At 41.0% G+C, this 19,190-nt stretch carries 14 protein-coding genes; 6 read left to right on the top strand and 8 right to left on the bottom strand.

Annotated elements, in window-relative coordinates; translation table 11 throughout:
- Nucleotides 1–70 precede the first annotated feature (70 nt).
- Nucleotides 71–1,150 (bottom strand): DUF1573 domain-containing protein, encoded by a 1,080-nt coding sequence (locus BM130_RS08240; RefSeq protein ID WP_010526469.1) that lies wholly within the window; start codon nt 1,148–1,150, stop codon nt 71–73.
- Nucleotides 1,151–1,685: 535 nt separating this feature from the next.
- On the opposite strand from BM130_RS08240, the gene BM130_RS08235 reads away from it, so the two are divergent.
- The gene (locus BM130_RS08235; RefSeq protein ID WP_044138386.1) at nt 1,686–2,900 is read left to right on the top strand and encodes a M20 metallopeptidase family protein; all 1,215 of its coding nucleotides are present in this window, start codon (nt 1,686–1,688) and stop codon (nt 2,898–2,900) included.
- A 169-nt stretch (nt 2,901–3,069) separates the two neighbouring features.
- Nucleotides 3,070–3,768, top strand: a complete 699-nt coding sequence (locus tag BM130_RS08230; protein ID WP_010526471.1) for a Crp/Fnr family transcriptional regulator — start codon at nt 3,070–3,072, stop codon at nt 3,766–3,768.
- A 47-nt stretch (nt 3,769–3,815) separates the two neighbouring features.
- Here BM130_RS08230 and BM130_RS08225 read toward each other — a convergent pair whose 3' ends face one another.
- Both BM130_RS08225 and BM130_RS08220 read right to left on the bottom strand, forming a co-directional pair.
- Nucleotides 3,816–6,281 (bottom strand): bifunctional UDP-N-acetylmuramoyl-tripeptide:D-alanyl-D-alanine ligase/alanine racemase, encoded by a 2,466-nt coding sequence (locus tag BM130_RS08225; protein WP_010526472.1) that lies wholly within the window; start codon nt 6,279–6,281, stop codon nt 3,816–3,818.
- The gene (locus BM130_RS08220) at nt 6,278–6,859 is read right to left on the bottom strand and encodes a thymidine kinase (protein WP_010526473.1); all 582 of its coding nucleotides are present in this window, start codon (nt 6,857–6,859) and stop codon (nt 6,278–6,280) included. Before BM130_RS08220 ends, BM130_RS08225 begins: the two co-directional genes overlap by 4 nt.
- Nucleotides 6,860–6,933: 74 nt before the next feature.
- Between BM130_RS08220 and BM130_RS08215 the strand changes: the two genes are divergently transcribed.
- From BM130_RS08215 to BM130_RS08200, 4 genes are all read left to right on the top strand, one after another.
- Entirely contained in the window at nt 6,934–7,851 is a 918-nt protein-coding gene (locus BM130_RS08215) for a DUF8457 domain-containing protein (protein WP_010526474.1), read from the top strand.
- Nucleotides 7,852–8,088: 237 nt separating this feature from the next.
- Nucleotides 8,089–8,814 carry a 16S rRNA (cytidine(1402)-2'-O)-methyltransferase gene (gene rsmI / locus BM130_RS08210; protein WP_010526475.1) on the top strand — a complete coding sequence of 242 codons (726 nt, stop codon included), beginning with the start codon at nt 8,089–8,091 and terminating at the stop codon, nt 8,812–8,814.
- Between the two features lie 623 nt (nt 8,815–9,437).
- The gene (locus BM130_RS08205; protein WP_237706080.1) at nt 9,438–10,310 is read left to right on the top strand and encodes a Cbp1 family collagen-binding glycoprotein adhesin; all 873 of its coding nucleotides are present in this window, start codon (nt 9,438–9,440) and stop codon (nt 10,308–10,310) included.
- A gap of 520 nt (nt 10,311–10,830) precedes the next feature.
- Complete coding sequence (locus BM130_RS08200; protein ID WP_010526477.1) at nt 10,831–11,523, top strand: YjjG family noncanonical pyrimidine nucleotidase; 693 nt, start codon at nt 10,831–10,833, stop codon at nt 11,521–11,523.
- A gap of 247 nt (nt 11,524–11,770) precedes the next feature.
- Here the strand turns inward: BM130_RS08200 and dnaB are convergent, their stop codons facing one another.
- The 5 genes from dnaB to BM130_RS08175 all read right to left on the bottom strand — a co-directional run bounded on the left by dnaB (nt 11,771) and on the right by BM130_RS08175 (nt 19,095).
- The gene (dnaB, locus tag BM130_RS08195) at nt 11,771–13,354 is read right to left on the bottom strand and encodes a replicative DNA helicase (RefSeq protein WP_010526478.1); all 1,584 of its coding nucleotides are present in this window, start codon (nt 13,352–13,354) and stop codon (nt 11,771–11,773) included.
- 211 nt (nt 13,355–13,565) lie between these two features.
- On the bottom strand, nt 13,566–14,567 hold the full coding sequence (locus BM130_RS08190; RefSeq protein ID WP_010526479.1) for a glycoside hydrolase family 5 protein: 1,002 nt from the start codon (nt 14,565–14,567) through the stop codon (nt 13,566–13,568).
- Nucleotides 14,568–14,850: 283 nt separating this feature from the next.
- Nucleotides 14,851–15,621 (bottom strand): carboxylesterase family protein, encoded by a 771-nt coding sequence (locus BM130_RS08185; RefSeq protein ID WP_010526480.1) that lies wholly within the window; start codon nt 15,619–15,621, stop codon nt 14,851–14,853.
- Nucleotides 15,618–17,261 (bottom strand): sulfatase family protein, encoded by a 1,644-nt coding sequence (locus BM130_RS08180; RefSeq protein WP_010526481.1) that lies wholly within the window; start codon nt 17,259–17,261, stop codon nt 15,618–15,620. Before BM130_RS08180 ends, BM130_RS08185 begins: the two co-directional genes overlap by 4 nt.
- Before the next feature lie 31 nt (nt 17,262–17,292).
- Nucleotides 17,293–19,095 carry a family 43 glycosylhydrolase gene (locus BM130_RS08175; RefSeq protein ID WP_010526482.1) on the bottom strand — a complete coding sequence of 601 codons (1,803 nt, stop codon included), beginning with the start codon at nt 19,093–19,095 and terminating at the stop codon, nt 17,293–17,295.
- Nucleotides 19,096–19,190: the final 95 nt, after the last annotated feature.

Here is a 19,190-nt window from a genome sequence, read left to right as displayed (position 1 = left end):
TATCATAGGCATATCAAATAAATCCCTGAAGCACTAAAAATTAGATTATTAAATTAAACAGAACGAGCAATTATTTCACCACTGTACCGGTTAACCTAAGCAAAAGAGTACTCCGCTTAGGGTCGTTGGAATAAACCGTAATGGATTTATTTTGTCGGCCGCTCATCCCTCTTGAATTGTATTCCGCGATAATTTGTGTGCTTTCGCCGGGAGCTATCACCTTCTTTTCAGGCTGTATTGCGGTGCATCCACAAGAGGCTCTTACTTTTCTGAGAATTAGATTGGATTTTCCTTTATTGGTAATAACAAAAGCATGGGTTACTTTTTCTCCTTGTTTAATTTCTCCAAAATCAAAAACCCTGTTATCTATTTCAATAACCGGCGCATTAGCCAATTGTTCTTCACTCCATTTGGAATAATCCTCTTCGATAGTAGCACTAATGCTCAATCTGTTTGAACGATTGGACGCGCCATTGATTTTAAGATAAACCTGGTCGACCACAAATCCCCAGTCATTTTTTTGCTGAGCATCATAAGTGGCGATAATTTTTCCTTTTTGCCCTGGTTGAACGGTTTCAGGTTCCATTTTTATTTCAAGGTGCTTGGGCACGCCTTCAAATTCAATTTTAACAGCTTTGTCGGAAGTATTAATCAATTCCATTTCTTCGGTTTTCACACCCTTAGGGTCGATGCGCGTAAAAGGCAGATGAGCTGATTTCAAGCGAACAGGACCCATCACACGAGGATAAATATCTTCAATAGTTTTTTCGCGTGGTAACACTTTACCTGTGATTCGCAACACAATGGTAGGCTCTTGTCCGTTGGTATAAACCATTATGGATTTATTGAAATTACCGGGTCGGTTACTGGGATCAAACGTTGCTTTCACATAACCTGTCTTTCCGGGCTGCACAGGCTGGCGCGTCCAATCCGGACTGGTACAACCGCAAGAAGCACGAACATTATGGATAATCAATGGCTGTCCTCCGGTATTTTTAAAGGTAAAGGTATGTGTCACCTTTCCCCCGTCTTCCTTAATCTCACCGAAATCGAAAATTTTTTCTTCAAACTCTGCTACGGGTTTAGATTGCTGAGCCAATCCTGTTACACCAATAACACAAAAAAACAAGAATAAATAAAGCCTATTCATAGTTTACCTTTTTTATATAATTAGTTTTTAGTTGTTAGTAATTAGTTGTTAGTTTCAAGTCAGAAGTCCTAAGTATAATAAACGCTAATAATTACCGGCGAATGACTAACCACCAGCCATTCCTTTGTCTGAGCACTTCCGGGTCTGTAATTGCATGGTCATGCGAGTTGCATCCGACCAATATCTTAGATAAATTTATTCGGATGTATGGCAAAACTTTGACAAATCTAATAATATTTCCGATTCTGATAAACAACGGAAACAAATACTCTGTCTTTCATAAACTTCATAGCATCATAAATTAAACAAAATTAAAAACAGGAATAACCTTCAGAGTTTCACCTGAGAATTTTATAACAAAACCAATTTTTACAAAACCCTTGCCGAAATTGAATAGCAGAACACCCATTTTTTACATCCCGGCATAAACCACTATCTTTGTTTTCACAGTACTCAATAGATATGATGCACTTAAGCTTTGGCTCAACAAACATCATGAAATCAAAAAAAATTATGCATTTATAAAACATTAATGATGGAAACCTTAAAACAACTCATCAATAAGCTCACAAAAGTTCAACTTGATTCCATTATCGCTGACCGGCGTCATATACATCAAAATCCCGAACTATCGTTTAATGAACACAATACCTCTGATTATGTTGCCTCCCGTCTGCAACAGGCCGGGATACCCTTTCGGCGCGGTGTGGCAGGAACAGGAATTATTGCCACTTTACAAGGAAAAAACCCGGGACGTACTATCGCCCTGCGTGCCGACATGGATGCCTTACCCATCCAGGAAGAAACCAACCTGCCTTTTGCTTCAGTAAATAAAGGCATTATGCACGCATGTGGTCACGATGCCCATACAGCTGTATTAATAGGTGTGGCAAATATTTTAAATCAACTTAGAGACCAATGGAACGGCACCATATTATTTATTTTTCAGCCGGGTGAAGAGAAATTTCCCGGTGGTGCAAGCTTACTGCTGAAAGAAGGGGCATTAGATAACCCTAAACCTGACCTTGTTATAGGGCAACACGTGTTACCGGAAATGGCCGCCGGCAAAGTAGGTTTTAAACCCGGAATGTATATGGCTTCAGGCGATGAAGTCTACCTCACCGTTTCGGGCAAGGGCGGACATGCTGCTCTCCCCCACACGCTTAACGACAACATTTTAATTGCATCGCATATCATTGTAGCACTGCAACAAATAGTATCGCGTATGGTGCCCACAACCATACCTACGGTACTCTCATTTGGACGTATCGAAGGCTTAGGGGCAACCAATATCATTCCCGAAAAGGTTGAAATAGCCGGTACTCTGCGAACCCTCGACGAAGAGTGGCGAGGGCTAATCAAAAAACGGATAAAAGAGATTGCCGAAGGGACGGCAGCGGCCATGGGCGCTCACTGCCATGTAGATATTAAAGACGGCTATCCGGTGGTTTACAATAATCCTGATGCCACAAAAAAAGCTATTGCCTGGGCAAAAAATTTTTTGGGTGAAAATCGTGTTGAAGAAATGGGGGTACGCATGACAGCCGAAGATTTTGGTTACTATACGCAACAATTTCCATCTGTATTCTATCGCTTCGGTGTTGCCCAGGAACAAGGAACAACGTGTGCTTTACATACCCCACATTTCAACCTGAATGAAAAAGCCCTTGAGACGGCTACAAGTGTTTTGGCCTGGTTGGCTGTTAATTTTCTGCAGTCGGACCAGGACCAATTTCACGCTTTAGATTAAGAATAAACGATGCACGGAAAGAAGATTTACCACACATAATGCTTTTGATATTCATATTTCTAATTTCTGAGGCTTCAAAAAATCATTATTAATTTTTAAGGCAAATTAGTCATTGTTTTTTTATACCTTTGTATGTTTTAAAACACTGTTATAGAACATTTCTCTTACAATGGGTCAAGAAACAATTAACGAACCTACAATCAAAGACATTCCTCAGTTATATGATGTTTTAACGCCTGAAGAACAACAATATCTTGAGGCACACCATACCACTATCCGATACAAAAAAAATCAGATCATATATCAGGAAGGCGAATGGCCCACCGGCTTATTATGCATCGGTAAAGGAAAAGTAAAAATATACAAAGAGGGAATATTGGGTCGCGACCAGATTGTTCGGATGGCAAGCGGACCGGGCTTTATAGGCTACCGTGCTCTCTTTGCTAACGAGCGTCACATAGCTTCGGCTGTGGTTTTTGAACCATGCGTAATTTTTCACATCGCCAAGGATGTGATCATGAAACTCATGAAATCCAACAACGATTTGTGTATGAACATTATTAAGTCGTTCGCCACCGAGTTGGGTTTTGCTCGTTTTAGGACCGTAACGCTAACGCAAAAGCACATACGGGGCCGACTTGCCGAAAGTCTTTTGCTGCTACGCGATATTTACGGTTATGAAGATGATAATTGTACGTTAAGTATATACCTGTCGCGAGAAGATTTGGCCAATTTTTCGAATATGACAGCATCGAATGCTATTCGCACGCTCACGGCCTTCGCCAAAGAAAAGTTGCTGACCGTTGATGGCCGCATCATTCGTATTCTGGACGAAGAAAAACTTGAGCGTATTTCAAGACTGGGTTAAAACCAACAAATACAATTACCCCCCCGGATTATCCGACAGTAACGAACCTATTCACGATAATATACGCGCACTACCCGACGAGAAATGCCGGTAAGTATTTCATAGGGGATGGTATCCAGTTGGTTGGCCAACATGGTTACAGGATAATCATCCCCAAAAACAACTACCTCATCGCCCTCTTCGGCATTAACATCAGTGAGGTCAACCATACACATATCCATGCATATATTTCCCACGATGGGTACTTGTTGCCCCCTGACTATCATTTTACCATGCCCGTTGCTTAAATGGCGATTCAAACCGTCGGCATAGCCGATAGGGACAATGCCAATCCGTCCATCACGATTAAGTGTTCCGGCCCGATTGTAACCAATGGTTTCGTGTGCTGATACCGGTTTAATTTGAGAAATAAAGGATTTTAAAGTTACCACATTTCGCAGAGAGTCAATTTTGCCGGCTCCAAAACCATAAAGACCTATCCCTAAACGCACCATATCAAATTGTGCCTCCGGAAAGCGTTCTATGCCCGCACTGTTAAGAATATGCATCCAAAAGTTGGTGTTCAATCCCCTTTTCAGTTTCCTGCACATCTTTTCAAAAGTCTCAATCTGCATTTTGGTAAAGCCGTCATGTTCTTGACTATCACTCGCCGCCAAATGGGAAAAGACCGACTTAATCCTAAGGCGGGGTTTCTGTTTCAGACTAAAAATCAATTCATCTAACTCTTTTTCAGAAAAACCCATTCGATGCATACCGGTATCCAATTTAATATGTATTGGGACCTCCTCACGGTTTTCGGCTGCCACAGCTTTATTAAATGCTTCCAACACCCTAAAGTTGTATATCTCGGGCTCCAGATGATATTCAATTATCTGACCAAAACTCTTCTCTTCCGGATTCATCACAATAATAGGAACGCTAATACCAGCACGGCGTAATTCCACACCTTCGTCGGCAAATGCCACGCCTAAATAGTCGATATTTTGGTATTGGAGTGCTGCGGCTATCTCATAGGAACCACTACCATACGAAAAAGCTTTTACCATGGCCAATACTTTGGTTTGGGGCTTTAATATCCGACGATACTGATTGAGGTTATGCGTCAGGGCATCCAGATTTACTTCCATAACCGTCGCATGACGCTTTAATTCCATTTGCCCCACAATCCGCTCAAAGCTATAAGAGCGTGACCCTTTTACTAAGATGGCTTCTTCGCTAAACCGAAACGATGGAAGTTCCCGTAACAACTCATCAGTAGTTTCAAAAAAACGAGCATTGCTGTCAAACAATGATGCATGACGCATTAATGCATCGCCTACCCCAATGAATCGGTCAATTTCTTTTTCTTTAATCATATTGGCCACCTGAGGATATAGTTCCTCATCCGACAAACCGGTTTGCAGCAAATCAGAAAGTATTACCGTTCGGCTCATCCCCTTTTTCCGACTCTGTTGAGCCAGAAAATCCAAGGCCATCTCGAGAGAAGTCACATCTGAGTTGTAGGTATCATTAATTAAAAGATTGCGATTGGTGCCTTCTTTCAACTCCAAACGCATGGCTACAGGTTCCAGCAATGCCGTTCGTTTCGCAATATTCTCCGGTGTGTATCCCAAATAAAGAAGAAACAAAACTGCAGGAAGGATGTTGGCCACGCTCACTTTATCGGAAAAAGGAATCTCTATATAAAAAACATCACCTCCATAACTTAGCTCCAATCGCATTTTATCGTCTAGCTCATGTTCTTCCAATAATTGCAAAGTAACGCCCTTGGAACGTCCCCACGAAAGCAGATTCTTTTCCGGGAAGTATTGCCTGACAGCATCCTTCACCAATAACTGGTCGGCATTGTAAAAGAGCGTTTTTACATCTTTAAAAAGATGCAATTTCTCATGTAGTTTTTCATCCAAAGAGGTGAAATTTTCCTGGTGGGCTTGTCCCAAAGTGGTAAATAGCCCCATATCAGGGCGAATGATTTTTTCCAATCGTTGCATTTCACCAGGCTGAGAAATCCCTGCTTCAAAAATGGCAATATCGGTTTTATCATTCAAGAGCCAGACAGAGAGGGGGACACCAATCTGACTGTTAAAACTCCGCGGGGAACGGGTAACCAGCCTGTCGTTACCAATCATTTGAGTAATCCATTCCTTAACAATTGTCTTACCATTGCTCCCGGTAATGGCCAATACCGGTGCAGAAAAGTGCTGACGATGAAACGCCGCTACCTTTTGTAGCGCTAATAACACATCCTGAACCTCTATCCAATTGGCCTTATCTCTAAGTCCATCCGGTATTTTTCCTTCCTTTACGACAAAATTGCCAACCCCTTTGTCGACAAGCTGATAGAGAAACTGATGTCCGTCGTGACGATTTCCTTTTAAAGCAAAAAACAAACCTTCCGATGCATCATAAACCGACCGACTATCCCATAGCAAACGGGAAATACTCGATTCTTTGTTCAGTAATAACTTACCCCCGCAAACATTAGCGATTTCTCTTATAGAATAGGCAATCATTTCTTCATAAATTTTTTCTGATAACAATGCCTGCACACAGCTTCATAAGCCTCATCAGCACCTACTTCAACCAAGCGGTCGCTGGCGGTTTTCCGAAGCGAAAAATGAGCCAAATCACCACAATAGACGCATATGGCATGAACCTTGGTAACATATTCGGCACTAGCCATCAAATCAGGCATAGGACCAAACGGTTTCCCTTTAAAGTCCATATCCAATCCGGCAACAATGACACGTATCCCCTGGTTGGCCAACTGATTACAAACATCATTGAGGCCTTTATCGAAAAACTGAGCCTCATCAATACCTACCACATCCACATTGCTACACAACAAAAGAATATTACCTGAACTTTCCACAGGGGTAGAAGGAATACTGTTGGCATCGTGCGACACCACCTCTTGTTCACTATACCTGTTATCAACCAACGGTTTAAAAATTTCAACGCGCTGACGGGCTATACGCGCCCGGCGAAGACGACGAAGCAACTCCTCGGTTTTCCCGGAAAACATTGACCCGGTAATGACTTCGATCCATCCTCTCTTTTCTGATTTATCAACCTTGTTTTCAAGAAACATGAAAAGAATAATTTATTTTAGCATGGCAATCACTACATTTGCAAATGTAACGAAAAAATGGAGCTTAAGGTATTATGGAAAAAGATGCTCTTCTTGAAATTATTTTGCGCGATTTAAAAGAGGTTGAAACACTGACCCTCTCCTGCAAAGGCAAAAGCGAAATATCTAAAATTTACTTTCGGCTGGCACGGAATAAACTCAACAGCATTTTGGATGAGATTGACGCCCTGGAAGAAGTTGCCAACACGCCTTCAACAATAAAAGAGGTACCAACAACAAAGCCCAATGTTAAGCCGGCGACATCCATTAACGAGGATGAGCAAAAAACTGTTGCCAAACAAAACCAAAATAATAATAAAGAAAGTCAACCCATCAACCCATCTTCTGAAGAAATAGCCGTAATTGAAAACAGCACTGTTTCTGCTGAAACAAATGATTCTTCTGGTCACACAGAAAGTAAACAACCAACTCTCAGTTCGCCTAATCCTGCCGAAAAAAAGCCAGTCGAAAAAAAGAGGGATGCACCACAACCCAATATCTCTAACGGAGATGATACGACTGCCGACAATAATTTAACGGAACCACCGGTAAAGAAACCGGTTGTTAACATACAAAATAAGCATAACCCTAACGTCATTCCAGGAAATTCATCGTCCAAAAACAATAAAATATTAGGTGAAAAACTGGGAAGCAACAGAGCATCGTTCAATGAACAAATTGCCAAAAACACCATAGAAGGCAAGCAAAAACGATCATTGACATTGCCACCCATCACCAGTTTAAAAAAGGCACTGGGAATAAACGACCGTTTCTTTTACCAGCGCGAGTTGTTTGGCGGAAATGCTGATTTAATGAATCAAACCCTCGACCAGTTAGACCAAATGTCGGGGCTCGAAGATGCACGAAACTTTTTAATGGCCAATTTCAACTGGAACCCTGAAGATGAAGCGACAGTCGGATTTCTCGAATTGGTGGAACGTCGCTTTTCTTAGCCATATAATAAAACGAGCATGGCGACTTTTGCCACAAAAGAGCATGTATAAACGACAAGGGCAGAAGTGCACAGCCGAAGGCAGAAGAAGTGATTAGTCATTAGTGATTACCGTTGATTAACTAATTACTAACCACTAATGACTAACTATTAACCACTAATGACTACTTTTAAGAAACAATATATCAATGAAGTAAGCTAAAATCATATGAATAAAAATTTAAATCATTGATTTTTTATGCAGGAAAAATATAAACTTGCCAATCAAACCGCCGGAAAACTCTTTATTGTTCCCACCCCCATCGGTAATCTTGAAGACATAACCTTCAGGGCTATTCGGGTTCTTAAAGAAGTAGATTTTATTCTGGCCGAAGACACACGAACTTCCGGAGTGCTTCTAAATCATTACAACATAGAAACCCGAATGTATGCCCATCACAAATTCAACGAACATAATACAATCGATAAATATATAGAACGATTGATGTCGGGCGAAAAAGCAGCATTAATTTCCGATGCCGGCACACCGGCTATTTCGGACCCGGGGTTCCTGGCTGTCAGAAAATGCATCGATGCCGGCATCCCGGTAGAATGCCTTCCCGGTCCCACCGCATTTGTTCCGGCCCTGGTAACCGCAGGATTACCCAACGACAGGTTCTGCTTTGAAGGATTTCTTCCGGTTAAAAAAGGGCGCAAAACCAGATTGGAGTCATATGTTAACGAAACGCGCACTATCGTATTATATGAATCACCTCACAGACTAATAAAAACGCTGGGGCAATTAAAAGAGGTATTAGGTCAGGACAGACAAGCTGCCATATGCAGAGAAATCAGCAAGATTCATGAAGAAATAATGCGTGGCTCGCTAAAAGAGCTTGAAAATCATTTTTCCATTCATCCACCTAAAGGTGAAATTGTTATTGTCATTAGCGGAAAGAATTATAAAGGGAACAATATCGAGTAAAAAGTTATTCAATCCTCATAATCTCATCAATATAAGTTTGGAAAAACAAGAAGCATTAAGAGGGTCAACCCTTTTTAGTTTAAGTTTTACATTTGGTTGAACCAAAATCAAACCAACTATACGCACTGAAATAAATCTCACAGGAATTTACACTGCCTTCTCGTATGTCAATAAACCGATTTTGCCCATCTCACAACCATCCCGGAATAATTCAATATTTTCCCCTTGTGAAATAAAATAATAAGCTTCAATCATTCTGTTTCTTCACCTGGAAGTCATTTTAGCAATCATCTTTAAAACAATCCAAATTGACTTTGAAATAATTTAAAAGCACATTTTCATTATTCATAGTGGAAATTAAACAATTAAAGTGTTATATTTCTAATCGTTATGTTTTTGCACATGACCGGAATAATATAGGTAACCTAGTCAATAAATATTTTCTAAATACGTTAAAGCTAATTGAGAATAGTAAGACTAAAAAAACCAAAAAGTTGATTTGACATTAAACTGAAGATAGGAGCGTGGTGAAATTAAAAAAGCTATAACACCCATAAAAATCAACCAATTAAACCATGCTCATTTTAACCATTAACCTAATAAACTATAATCAGATGAAAACCATGAAGAAAATTTTATTAATGCTTGTGATACTGCCAATGTTCTGGCACTGTCAGCAAGGGCCAAGTCGTAAGGAATTACTGGTCCAAAATGATTCACTGGCACGAATGGCTGCCATGAAAGATACGCAAATGAACCAAATGATTAATACCATTGGAGATATTGAAGCTACTCTTAGGGTAATAAAAGAAAAAGAGAAGATTATTGCCCTGAAAGCACAAGAAGGTGAAACATCAGTGAATGATGCTCAGCAAATCAATGAAGACATCCGACTTATATATGATTTGATGTTACAAAATAAGCAGCGCATCCAATCGCTGGAACAACAACTAAAACGGTCGGGAGTAGAAAATAGCCGTTTAAAAAAACTGGTTGAAAGTCTTCAAGCACAACTTATACAAAAAAATGAAGAAATAAGAGAGCTTAATGAATTGCTTCAAAAGAAAAATGCCGAAATCGATAACATGAATTATGCCCTCGCAGACATGGAATTAGCGCTTGATTCCCTAAAAGAAGCGAATGCCCAGGCAAAAGAACAACTCGAAGCTACTAAAGATGATATGTTCACAGGCTATTATGCCATTGGAACAAGAAGTGAACTAAAAGAGAGAAATATCATTGATTATAAAGGATTCCTATTTTTCGGAAAAACAGAAGTACTTAAAGAGCAATTTGACAAGGCTTATTTTGCAGAAATTGATACCCGTCAAACCGACAGTATAGAAATTTTCCAGCGGAATGTAAAAATTCTTACCCCCCATCCACAAGATTCTTATAGTCTGCAAACGCAGGAGGATGGCAATCAAGTTTTAGTAATAAATAACAGGGAAGATTTTTGGAGTATTTCCCGATATCTCGTTATTTTGGTCAGATAAATCAAGTTTTTCACATTTCCCTTCCACTTAAGCCACTTTGGGGGAAAAACAGGAAATAATAAATTTATTATAAAAACATATTTTCAGCCCTTGGAATATTTATTCCGCGGGCTGAAACATTTAAATTGGGGCGAGCATGGCCAACAAAGGTTGCCACAACAAGAAAAAATACAAAGGCAGAAGGTAGAAGAAGTTTTTAGTCATTAGTCAACAGTCATTAGTGTTTAGTTTTGATTAACTAATGACTAACGACTAACCACTAATCACTACTTTTAAGAATCAATATATCAATGAAGTAAGTAATTTTTATACGGATGAAACGAGCATGGCGGCTTTTGCCACAAAAGGACATGTATAAACGACAAAGGCAGAAGTGCACAGGCAGAAGGCAGAAGAAGTGATTAGTCATTAGTCAACAAGTGGTTAGTGTTAAATAACTAGTGACTAATGACTAACGACTAACCACTAATCACTACTTTTAAGAATCAATATATCAATGAAGTAAGTAAAATTTATACGGATGAAATATAAGCACCTATTTTTTGATCTTGATCATACAATATGGGATTTTGACAAAAACCAAATACTCACACTCAAAAAATTATTTAAGGATTATCAGCTTGAAAAATATTTTAGAACTTTTGACAATTTCTTTAGCCGGTACAAACCTATTAATAATCGTTTATGGAAAGATTATCAATATGGCCGAATTTCTCAAAAAACGTTGAAAACAGGGCGATTTTATCAGACATTTCTATCAGTGGGACTGGATGATATTTCTATGGCCGAAAAATTTGCTGACGACTTTGTAGTATTCAACTCTTACCAAACCAATGTTATTCCGCATGCCCTTGACCTTCTCAACTATTTAAAACAAAAGGATTACCATTTATACATCATCACTAACGGATTCCGGGAAACTCAAATTTCAAAATTGGAAAAAAGTGGACTTTCACCCTTTTTTGAAAAAACTTTTATCTCAGAAGATATAGGAGTACACAAACCCAGTCCCCTCTTTTTTGAATATTCTCTAAAAGGTGCCAATGCTTCAAAAAATGAAAGTCTTGTGATAGGTGACAGCCTCGAAAATGATATAAAAGGAGCACGCGACTTTGGGGTAGACCATGTGTTTTTTAATCCCGAAAAAAAGCCCCATAATGAAAATGTTTTCAAAGAGATATCTTCATTAAAAGAATTAATGGAATGGCTTTAGAGCTATTTATTTTGACAAACCGATAACAGAAGAAACAAGCATGGCGACTTTTGCCACAAAAAAGGTCAGAAGTGCGCAGGGTGAAGGAAGAAAAAGTGATTAGTCATTAGTCAACAAGTGGTTAGTATTGAATAACTAATGACTAACCACTAATTACTAACTTTACGTACCATCCGGCAAATAACTTAGATAAATTTTATACGGATACAAGATTAGAAAATCCGGGGTCGATCCTTCTTCCCCATTTTTAAAAAGGTGCTTCACGATCTATCCCGGAAGGAGGGGGAACGTCAAAAGCATCAGAAGCATTACCTTTACCGGTAGCTACTTCATCCTCTTCCTCATTCATCTTCGAACTAAATGTCATAGGGGTACCGGTAGTATTGGCCATACCAAATCCTGCGCCGGGTGAAGGTAAACCTTGCAATTCTGGATCTTCGAAGCGAGCCAATTCTTTGCGAAAGCGAAGGCGAACATCTCCTGTTGCCCCGTTACGGTGTTTAGCAATAATAATTTCAGCAATTCCTTCAAGCGAGTATCCGTCGGCATCCTGAAACATTCCATAATACTCCGGCCGGTGAATAAACAACACCATGTCGGCATCCTGTTCTATAGCCCCTGACTCTCTCAGGTCGGCCAATTGAGGTCGCTTACCTTCCAATCCCGAACGGTTTTCAACGCCCCGGTTCAACTGAGACAACGCCAGGATGGGAATATCCAGCTCTTTGGCAAGTCCTTTAAGTGATCGGGAAATCATACTTACCTCCTGTTCCCTGCTACCGGGATTCATGCCCGAAGCGTTCATTAACTGCAGATAATCGATAATGACCACCTGAATGTCGTGCTGCTTTTTCAGCCGCCGACATTTGGCTCTTAATTCAAAAATAGACAGCCCGGGCGTGTCATCCACGAAAATAGGTGCTCCCATAAGGGAATGAATTTTCGAATCCAGTTGTTCCCATTCAAAAGGGGCGAGATTCCCATTTTTAATTTTCTCACCGGGAATTTCGGTTTCTGATACGATTAAACGATTAACCAACTGGACATTAGACATCTCGAGGGAAAAAATAGCCACCGGGACCTGATGGGTTACGGCCATGTTGCGTGCCATGGACAACACAAATGCGGTTTTACCCATGGCAGGACGGGCAGCAATAATCACCAAATCTGAGGCTTGCCAACCAGAGGTTATGCGATCAAGGCCTGTGTACCCTGAAGGAACACCACTAAGACCGTCTTTACGCTTACCGGCTTCCCGAATACGATCGATAGATTCCTGAATTACCGGATCAATTTGAGTAACTTCTTTCTTCATGGAGCCCTGAGAAAGGAGATAGAAGCTATTTTCGGCTTCATCCAGCAAATCATTAACATCGATCGATTCGTCATAGGAACGGGTCTGCAAGTCACTGGCAATACGAATCATTTCCCGCTGAAGATACTTTTGCCAAATAATGCGGGCATGATACTCAATATGGGCAGCAGATGCCACACGACTGGTGAGTTGCGAGACATAGAAAGCTCCCCCCACTTCCTCTATTTTACCCATCCTTTTTAACTCCTCTGTAACAGTAAGGATGTCGACGGGTTGTTCGTGGTAAAACAAATTGGCAATAGCCTGGAAAATATGCTGATGTGCCTCCTTGTAAAAACATTCGGCTTTTAACAATTCCGAGACATTGATAAATGCATCCTTTTCCAAAAGAAGGGCACCTAAAACAGCTTCTTCCACTTCAACAGCTTGGGGCGGAACTTTTCCCATCTCAACATCAATCTGAGCCGGGGTCTTGCTTTTTGATCTATTGTTATTTCCGTAATTTCTCTGAGCCATAACGATAATTCACTGGTCACCAAAAGATTTTCCTGGGTGTAATATTGATTATCCGGGAGGAATGTCGTTTATTTTTGCATTATATTTTGGCAAAGCAAAGGAAAACAAAGTTAGAAAATTTTCGGGCAGGAAACCACTAAAAATTTTTCATAAAAACAATATAATTCCTAACCTTCTGGATGGTAACCAGTAACTCATCACAACCCTAACACTACCTTTTCAGCATTTCATTTTTAAAAAAAGTACCAGCCCGAGTAGGGGTATAATTCCAGTCTTTTATCAATTGAGGCGACCAATCGGGATCAAAGACCCAGGCGACCCAGGATATGCCTTTGGAATCAAAATAATCCATGATGGTACGGCCATATTCCTCATCTCCCAGACAGGGGATGTGAGCTCCCTTTTGGTCGGGATACATATAACCAATCTCAGTGGCAATAACCGGATAATTGTCGGCCACAAAACCAAAGTCACGTTCCCATTGGGGTACCCAGGGCTGTTCCCGCTTCTGAGGATAAGGATGACTGACGTAGGCTATGTTGTCGAATGGCAAAGGTGAATGCATCACCGGGGTAAGGTCATAGGCCCAGTTAAAGCCGGCAACCAACATCACAGCATGGGGATTATTGGCTTTAATAACAGTTATGATATCCGTTACAATTTCGGTCCACTGCGACCACGACAGACTTCCCAATTGATTATTGAAAGTAGTAGGCTCATTAAATATTTCATACAAAGCCACGGCCGGCTCATCGGCATAGCGACGCGAAACGGTATACCAGAACCGCAGCGTCTCCCGAATGGAAGTATCATACATTGGGGCCTGAAACAATCCGGTTCGCAGGTTTCCGATAGAATGCCAGTCGATGATCACATACAATCCCGACTCTTTGGCCCATTGGATACCCTGGTCCAGAAGCTTAAGATATTCCTCTTCACCCCGTTCCCGCCAGGCTATGGGATGAACAGGGAACCGAACGATGTTGGCACCCCACCGATTCAGTTCTTCAAAAAGTACTTTTTTCCACTGACCTAATTTCTCTAACCGATCCGGATCGGCAATATTTATCCCTTTGAATACAATAGTTTCATTCTGAGCGTTCACAAACTTGTTTCCATCAACAGAGATTCGGGTCAGTTTTGTTTCCTGAGCGGCGACAAACACCAAACTCATCATGAAAAACAGATGAAAAGTAAACAACTTTGTCTTCATACTTAATAAAATTTATTTTAACATAGGTTCCCGATGGTTCGGGAATGAAATACACTGTTTATCATATTCACTACTAGCGCGCAACAAAAGAGACATTAGTTTATATCCGAATAAGTGTACAAAAAACACTTTAACAAATATAAACAAATTATTGCGATAAATAAACAAGGCAGTGAAAAAAGTCCTCCGAAAAAATTCAAACACACAACCTTTTTTCAAATTGACCGCATAAAAAAGGCTGCCCTAAATGGACAGCCCTACAAATACTTTTAAAACAAGTCTCTCAAAAACTCAGCAGCCACTCCAGCAGTCCCGGTTCGCTGAATGCGGCATCCCACGAATTATGGTTTAACTCCGAATAGAGCATATATCGGGTATTTACATTACATTTTTTCAGCACTTCAAAAACCTGGCGTGAATAAACCGATGGCACCACATCATCCATTCCGCCATGGAAGAACCAAACCGGAACGTGGCAATACTTCTCTGCCAAAGCAGGATCATGACCACCGCAGATACAAATGGCTGCAGCATATTTCTCAGGCCAACGATATAAAAACTCCAGGGTTCCTATGCCGCCCATGGATAACCCCATCACATACATATGATTAGTATCGACCTGCCCGGAAGCCATTAAATCCTCAACCAATAAATTAACCAATTGAGCGGGACGAGGGGCTGATTCTCCCAAAGGGAACCGAAATTCCCAGACCCCCTCTTTATTTTTCTCTTTCACCCGATGCGTCCACATAACATTGGGCGGACATTGCGGAAACAAGACTATCGCCTCCTGCGTGGGAAGGCCTTGTTCATCCACAAATAATGAGGAACCATGTGTCAGTTGTTTTTTGTTGTCGGTTCCTCTCTCCCCTGCACCATGAAGAAACAAAATCAAGGGATATTTTTTTCCTTTCTCCATCTTTTCCGGATATAGAATCCGATAAATCAGAGAGTCTTCATTCCGAACAAATACTTTGGCCTGAAAAGCATCAATATTTTGTGACTGAACAAGCACCTTGCCCAGGACAAAAAGTAACAATAATAGTTTTCTCATGGCTTATTAAATTTTATTATTCCCCGTTCCTTATACTTTTGAATGAATTGCTGGTCGAGACTATCCGAATCCCCATATTTTTGTCTGATGTGGTATAGCTTTTGAGTCAATTCCTTTACCACATCTTTATAGGCCGGATCATCATAGACATTATTCATTTCATTGGGATCATTTTTCCGGTCGTATAATTCCCATTCATCAATATCGTAATAAAAATGAATTAATTTATAATCTTTTGTCATGATTCCATAATGCCGCTTCACGGCATGAAATCCGGGATATTCATAATAGTGGTAATAGACGGCATCGCGGGTCCACTTTTCAGGTGTACCTTCAAGCAAAGGCATCAGGCTTTCGCCTTGCATGTCATCGGGAATATGGACCCCTGCTGCCTCCAGAAAGGTAGGGGCAAAATCGAGGTTTTGCACCATCTCATCGGATACGGATCCCGGTTTAATTTTGCCGGGCCAGCGCATCAACAAAGGCGTTTTAAACGATTCATCATAAATAAATCGTTTATCAAACCATCCGTGCTCACCGAGGTAAAATCCCTGATCGGAAGTATATACCACAATGGTGTTGTCGCTAAGACCCGACTGTTCCAAATAATCGAGGACTCTTCCCACATTTTCATCCACTGCAGCGATGCAACCCAGGTAATCCTGCATATAACGCTGATATTTCCATCGTAATAAATCAGAATCATTCATGCCGGGATATAATTTTTTGAACTCTTCGTTGATGGGGCCGTAGACCTCATCCCACTGTTTCTTTTGCTCCGCGGTAAACCGACCATATTTGCTTTTAAAGATTCTAAATCCCCAGTCGGATGGTTCTTCAATGCCCAGTTCATGTGCAACATCGGGATAGATTTTATTATCCGCTGAAATGGTCATATGATGCAGCAAACTCATTTCAGCTTCTCCGGCCGCTGTTCCACGACCCGCATAATCATCAAAAAGGGTTGCCGGCTCGGGAAATGTTCTTTTTGTGAACTCACGGTAATGTCGAGGCGCAGGATACCACTCCCTGTGTGGCGCTTTGTGCAAATAGAACAACAGAAAAGGTTTATCCTTTTGACGCTTGTTTTTCAGCCAGTCAAGGGTCAAATCGGTTATGATATCCGTCACATATCCCGTTATGGTTGTATCGCCTCTTTTCGAAATAAATTCCGGGTTATAATAGTCGCCCTGGTCGGGAAGAATCATGAACTCATCAAAACCTTTGGGATTATTTCCGAAATGCAGTTTTCCGAACATGGCGGTTTGATAACCTTGCTCATGCATGATTTGAGGGAAAGTAATATTGGTCGTATCAAAAGGAAAAACATTATCCACTTTACCATGCAAATGCGCATGTTTCCCGGTTAATATGGTGGCTCTTGATGGCGCACAAATGGAATTGGTGACCGACGCATTGGTAAAAAGCATACCTTCCTGCGCTATTCTGTCGATATTGGGTGTTTCAATCAGCTTATTGTTATAGGCACTAATGGCCTGATAGGCGTGGTCGTCACTCATGATGAAGACAATGTTGGGCCTCTTCTTCTCCACCTTTTGTTGCCCGGAACAGGATACAAATAAGGAAAGAAGAAGGATGGGAAACATACTACCCAACCGGGGAAAGTTGTATTTGCTCATTTTTAACTGTTTTATCAAATAAAAGGAAATCTCAGTCCACCTTTATTACTTTAGTCCGCTCTGAAATACCATTTTCATTAAAGGCCTCAATAGAAAAATAGTATGGTGTATCCCTGTCCAGACAGCGCATAAAAAGCTCATTGTCATCGTAGACGAGCCACGAAAGATAGAGCTTATCGGGGGCAATACCCCAACGGATGTTGTATCCCTGCGCTCCTTTCACGGGTTTCCATGTCAGAGCGGCATCTCTGCGGTCCTCCTGGCGTACTACCGTGAACTCCTTTACTTTATTAGGTTTCTTTCCAAATCCGACTCCAAACACCCGGATTTCCGAAAGTGCCAGATTTTTACCCGGAACCTGCACATTGTGATACCGAACATACTTTGCTGTGATGGGCTTGTTTAATGGTATATAAGCATTAGGTGAATCTTTAAAACTATTGCTTCTGTCTACCACGGTGGTCCAGTTTTCTCCATCTTCCGAAACATCAATGGTAAAACGATGCCGCAAGCCTTCGACACGCGTATAAATACCAGTTTCATAATCATGAAAATTGAGTTGGATGGCATAAATCTTTCCGGTTTTTTTCATCTCAATTTGCACCCATTGTTGGTCATCATTGGCCTCGGCAACCCAAAAGGATTTGGGGTTCTCGTCGGTCAACACCTCAGTCAATATATTGCCATAATCATCAGTGGTTGCAGGTAATTCGGTAATTTCAATTTCATCGTCGTTGGTGGTACTCTTTTTAATTTGCAGTTTGGATGAAGAAACCGTTGTTTTTCCTTTATACGATAACAACATCCAACCACAATGCTGTCCGGCTTTAGATGGATGGTCAGGCCCAAAACGAGGGTAATCACCGTAATCGGTATTAGAATACATTAAGCCTTCCTTATCAAAATAAACAGGGAACATACAAATTCGGCGTTCCCATTGAGAATTGGAAGCCAGGGCCATGGTTGCAAAATGCCAGTACTGCCCGTTGGTTTGTCGCATGGTCATGCCATGGCCTGCGCCATTGGTAAATCCGCCCGGTTTAAAGCTCATGGGGTTGCTTTTCATGTATTCAAAGGGACCTAAAGGGGTTTCACCAATATACACTCCATCTCCGTAAACATTAAACTGTGTACCGGGCGCTGCATACTGCAAATAATACTTCCCATTGTGTTTAATCATAGAAGCACCTTCCATGTACCCTTCCTTAATACGGGGATGAAAATTATTTTCGCCAAAACGCTCCCAGCCGTGCTTCTCTTCGTCCAGATTAATCAAATCCTTAACGATACCAGTTTCCAGCATCCTATCGTCTTTGTTGAGCATTTTTACCCTTATGGGATAAACATTTGACGAACCCCAATAAAGATAAGTTTTTCCATCGTCATCGATAAACAATTCCGAATCCTGAATATTTGAGGTTATGGATGCCACCGGTGTCCATTTTCCGCTTTTGGGATCATCGGTATAGATGATACTTCCGTATCCGGCGGGGTCTCCGGCAAAATAGATTACCGAATCTTTATAATTAAAGGCCGCAGGGGCATTACACCCTTCAAAATACCATTGAAGGGGTTTAATAAAGTCCCAATGAATCAGGTCCCGTGAATGCCAGTAGCCAAACGAACGGGTAACAAACATATAGTATTCACCACGAAACTCCACCACTGCGGGGTCGGCTCCTGACCGATACGAAATATTACGGCTGGAATTATATACCATATAGGTATAGTCGATATCCAGAGGGTTACAATAGGTTTGCGGCACCACTTCGTTCTGGGCCCACCCGATGTTAACGGCTACTATTAATGCAATAAAAATATATAAAAGCCTCATTACAATATTTTTTTCCAATGATGATTAATATGCTATTGAACAAAACCATAGCATAAACAAGAATGTCATGCTCAACGGCATTTTGAATTTCAGGT

Origin of the sequence: Thermophagus xiamenensis (assembly GCF_900112795.1) — a bacterium.
Lineage (GTDB): Bacteria > Bacteroidota > Bacteroidia > Bacteroidales > Marinilabiliaceae > Thermophagus > Thermophagus xiamenensis.
The sequence above is the reverse complement of the archived record's forward strand: the minus strand, read 5'-3'. Positions and strand labels throughout refer to the sequence as shown.

Bases quoted from the DNA above. Each gene is read 5' to 3' on its own strand.
- BM130_RS08240 (WP_010526469.1), bottom strand. From the start codon at position 1,150: ATGAATAGGCTTTATTTATTCTTGTTTTTTTGTGTTATTGGTGTAACA.
- BM130_RS08235 (WP_044138386.1), top strand. From the start codon at position 1,686: ATGGAAACCTTAAAACAACTCATCAATAAGCTCACAAAAGTTCAACTT.
- BM130_RS08230 (WP_010526471.1), top strand. From the start codon at position 3,070: ATGGGTCAAGAAACAATTAACGAACCTACAATCAAAGACATTCCTCAG.
- BM130_RS08225 (WP_010526472.1), bottom strand. From the start codon at position 6,281: ATGATTGCCTATTCTATAAGAGAAATCGCTAATGTTTGCGGGGGTAAG.
- BM130_RS08220 (WP_010526473.1), bottom strand. From the start codon at position 6,859: ATGTTTCTTGAAAACAAGGTTGATAAATCAGAAAAGAGAGGATGGATC.
- BM130_RS08215 (WP_010526474.1), top strand. From the start codon at position 6,934: ATGGAAAAAGATGCTCTTCTTGAAATTATTTTGCGCGATTTAAAAGAG.
- rsmI (WP_010526475.1), top strand. From the start codon at position 8,089: ATGCAGGAAAAATATAAACTTGCCAATCAAACCGCCGGAAAACTCTTT.
- BM130_RS08205 (WP_237706080.1), top strand. From the start codon at position 9,438: ATGAAGAAAATTTTATTAATGCTTGTGATACTGCCAATGTTCTGGCAC.
- BM130_RS08200 (WP_010526477.1), top strand. From the start codon at position 10,831: ATGAAATATAAGCACCTATTTTTTGATCTTGATCATACAATATGGGAT.
- dnaB (WP_010526478.1), bottom strand. From the start codon at position 13,354: ATGGCTCAGAGAAATTACGGAAATAACAATAGATCAAAAAGCAAGACC.
- BM130_RS08190 (WP_010526479.1), bottom strand. From the start codon at position 14,567: ATGAAGACAAAGTTGTTTACTTTTCATCTGTTTTTCATGATGAGTTTG.
- BM130_RS08185 (WP_010526480.1), bottom strand. From the start codon at position 15,621: ATGAGAAAACTATTATTGTTACTTTTTGTCCTGGGCAAGGTGCTTGTT.
- BM130_RS08180 (WP_010526481.1), bottom strand. From the start codon at position 17,261: ATGAGCAAATACAACTTTCCCCGGTTGGGTAGTATGTTTCCCATCCTT.
- BM130_RS08175 (WP_010526482.1), bottom strand. From the start codon at position 19,095: ATGAGGCTTTTATATATTTTTATTGCATTAATAGTAGCCGTTAACATC.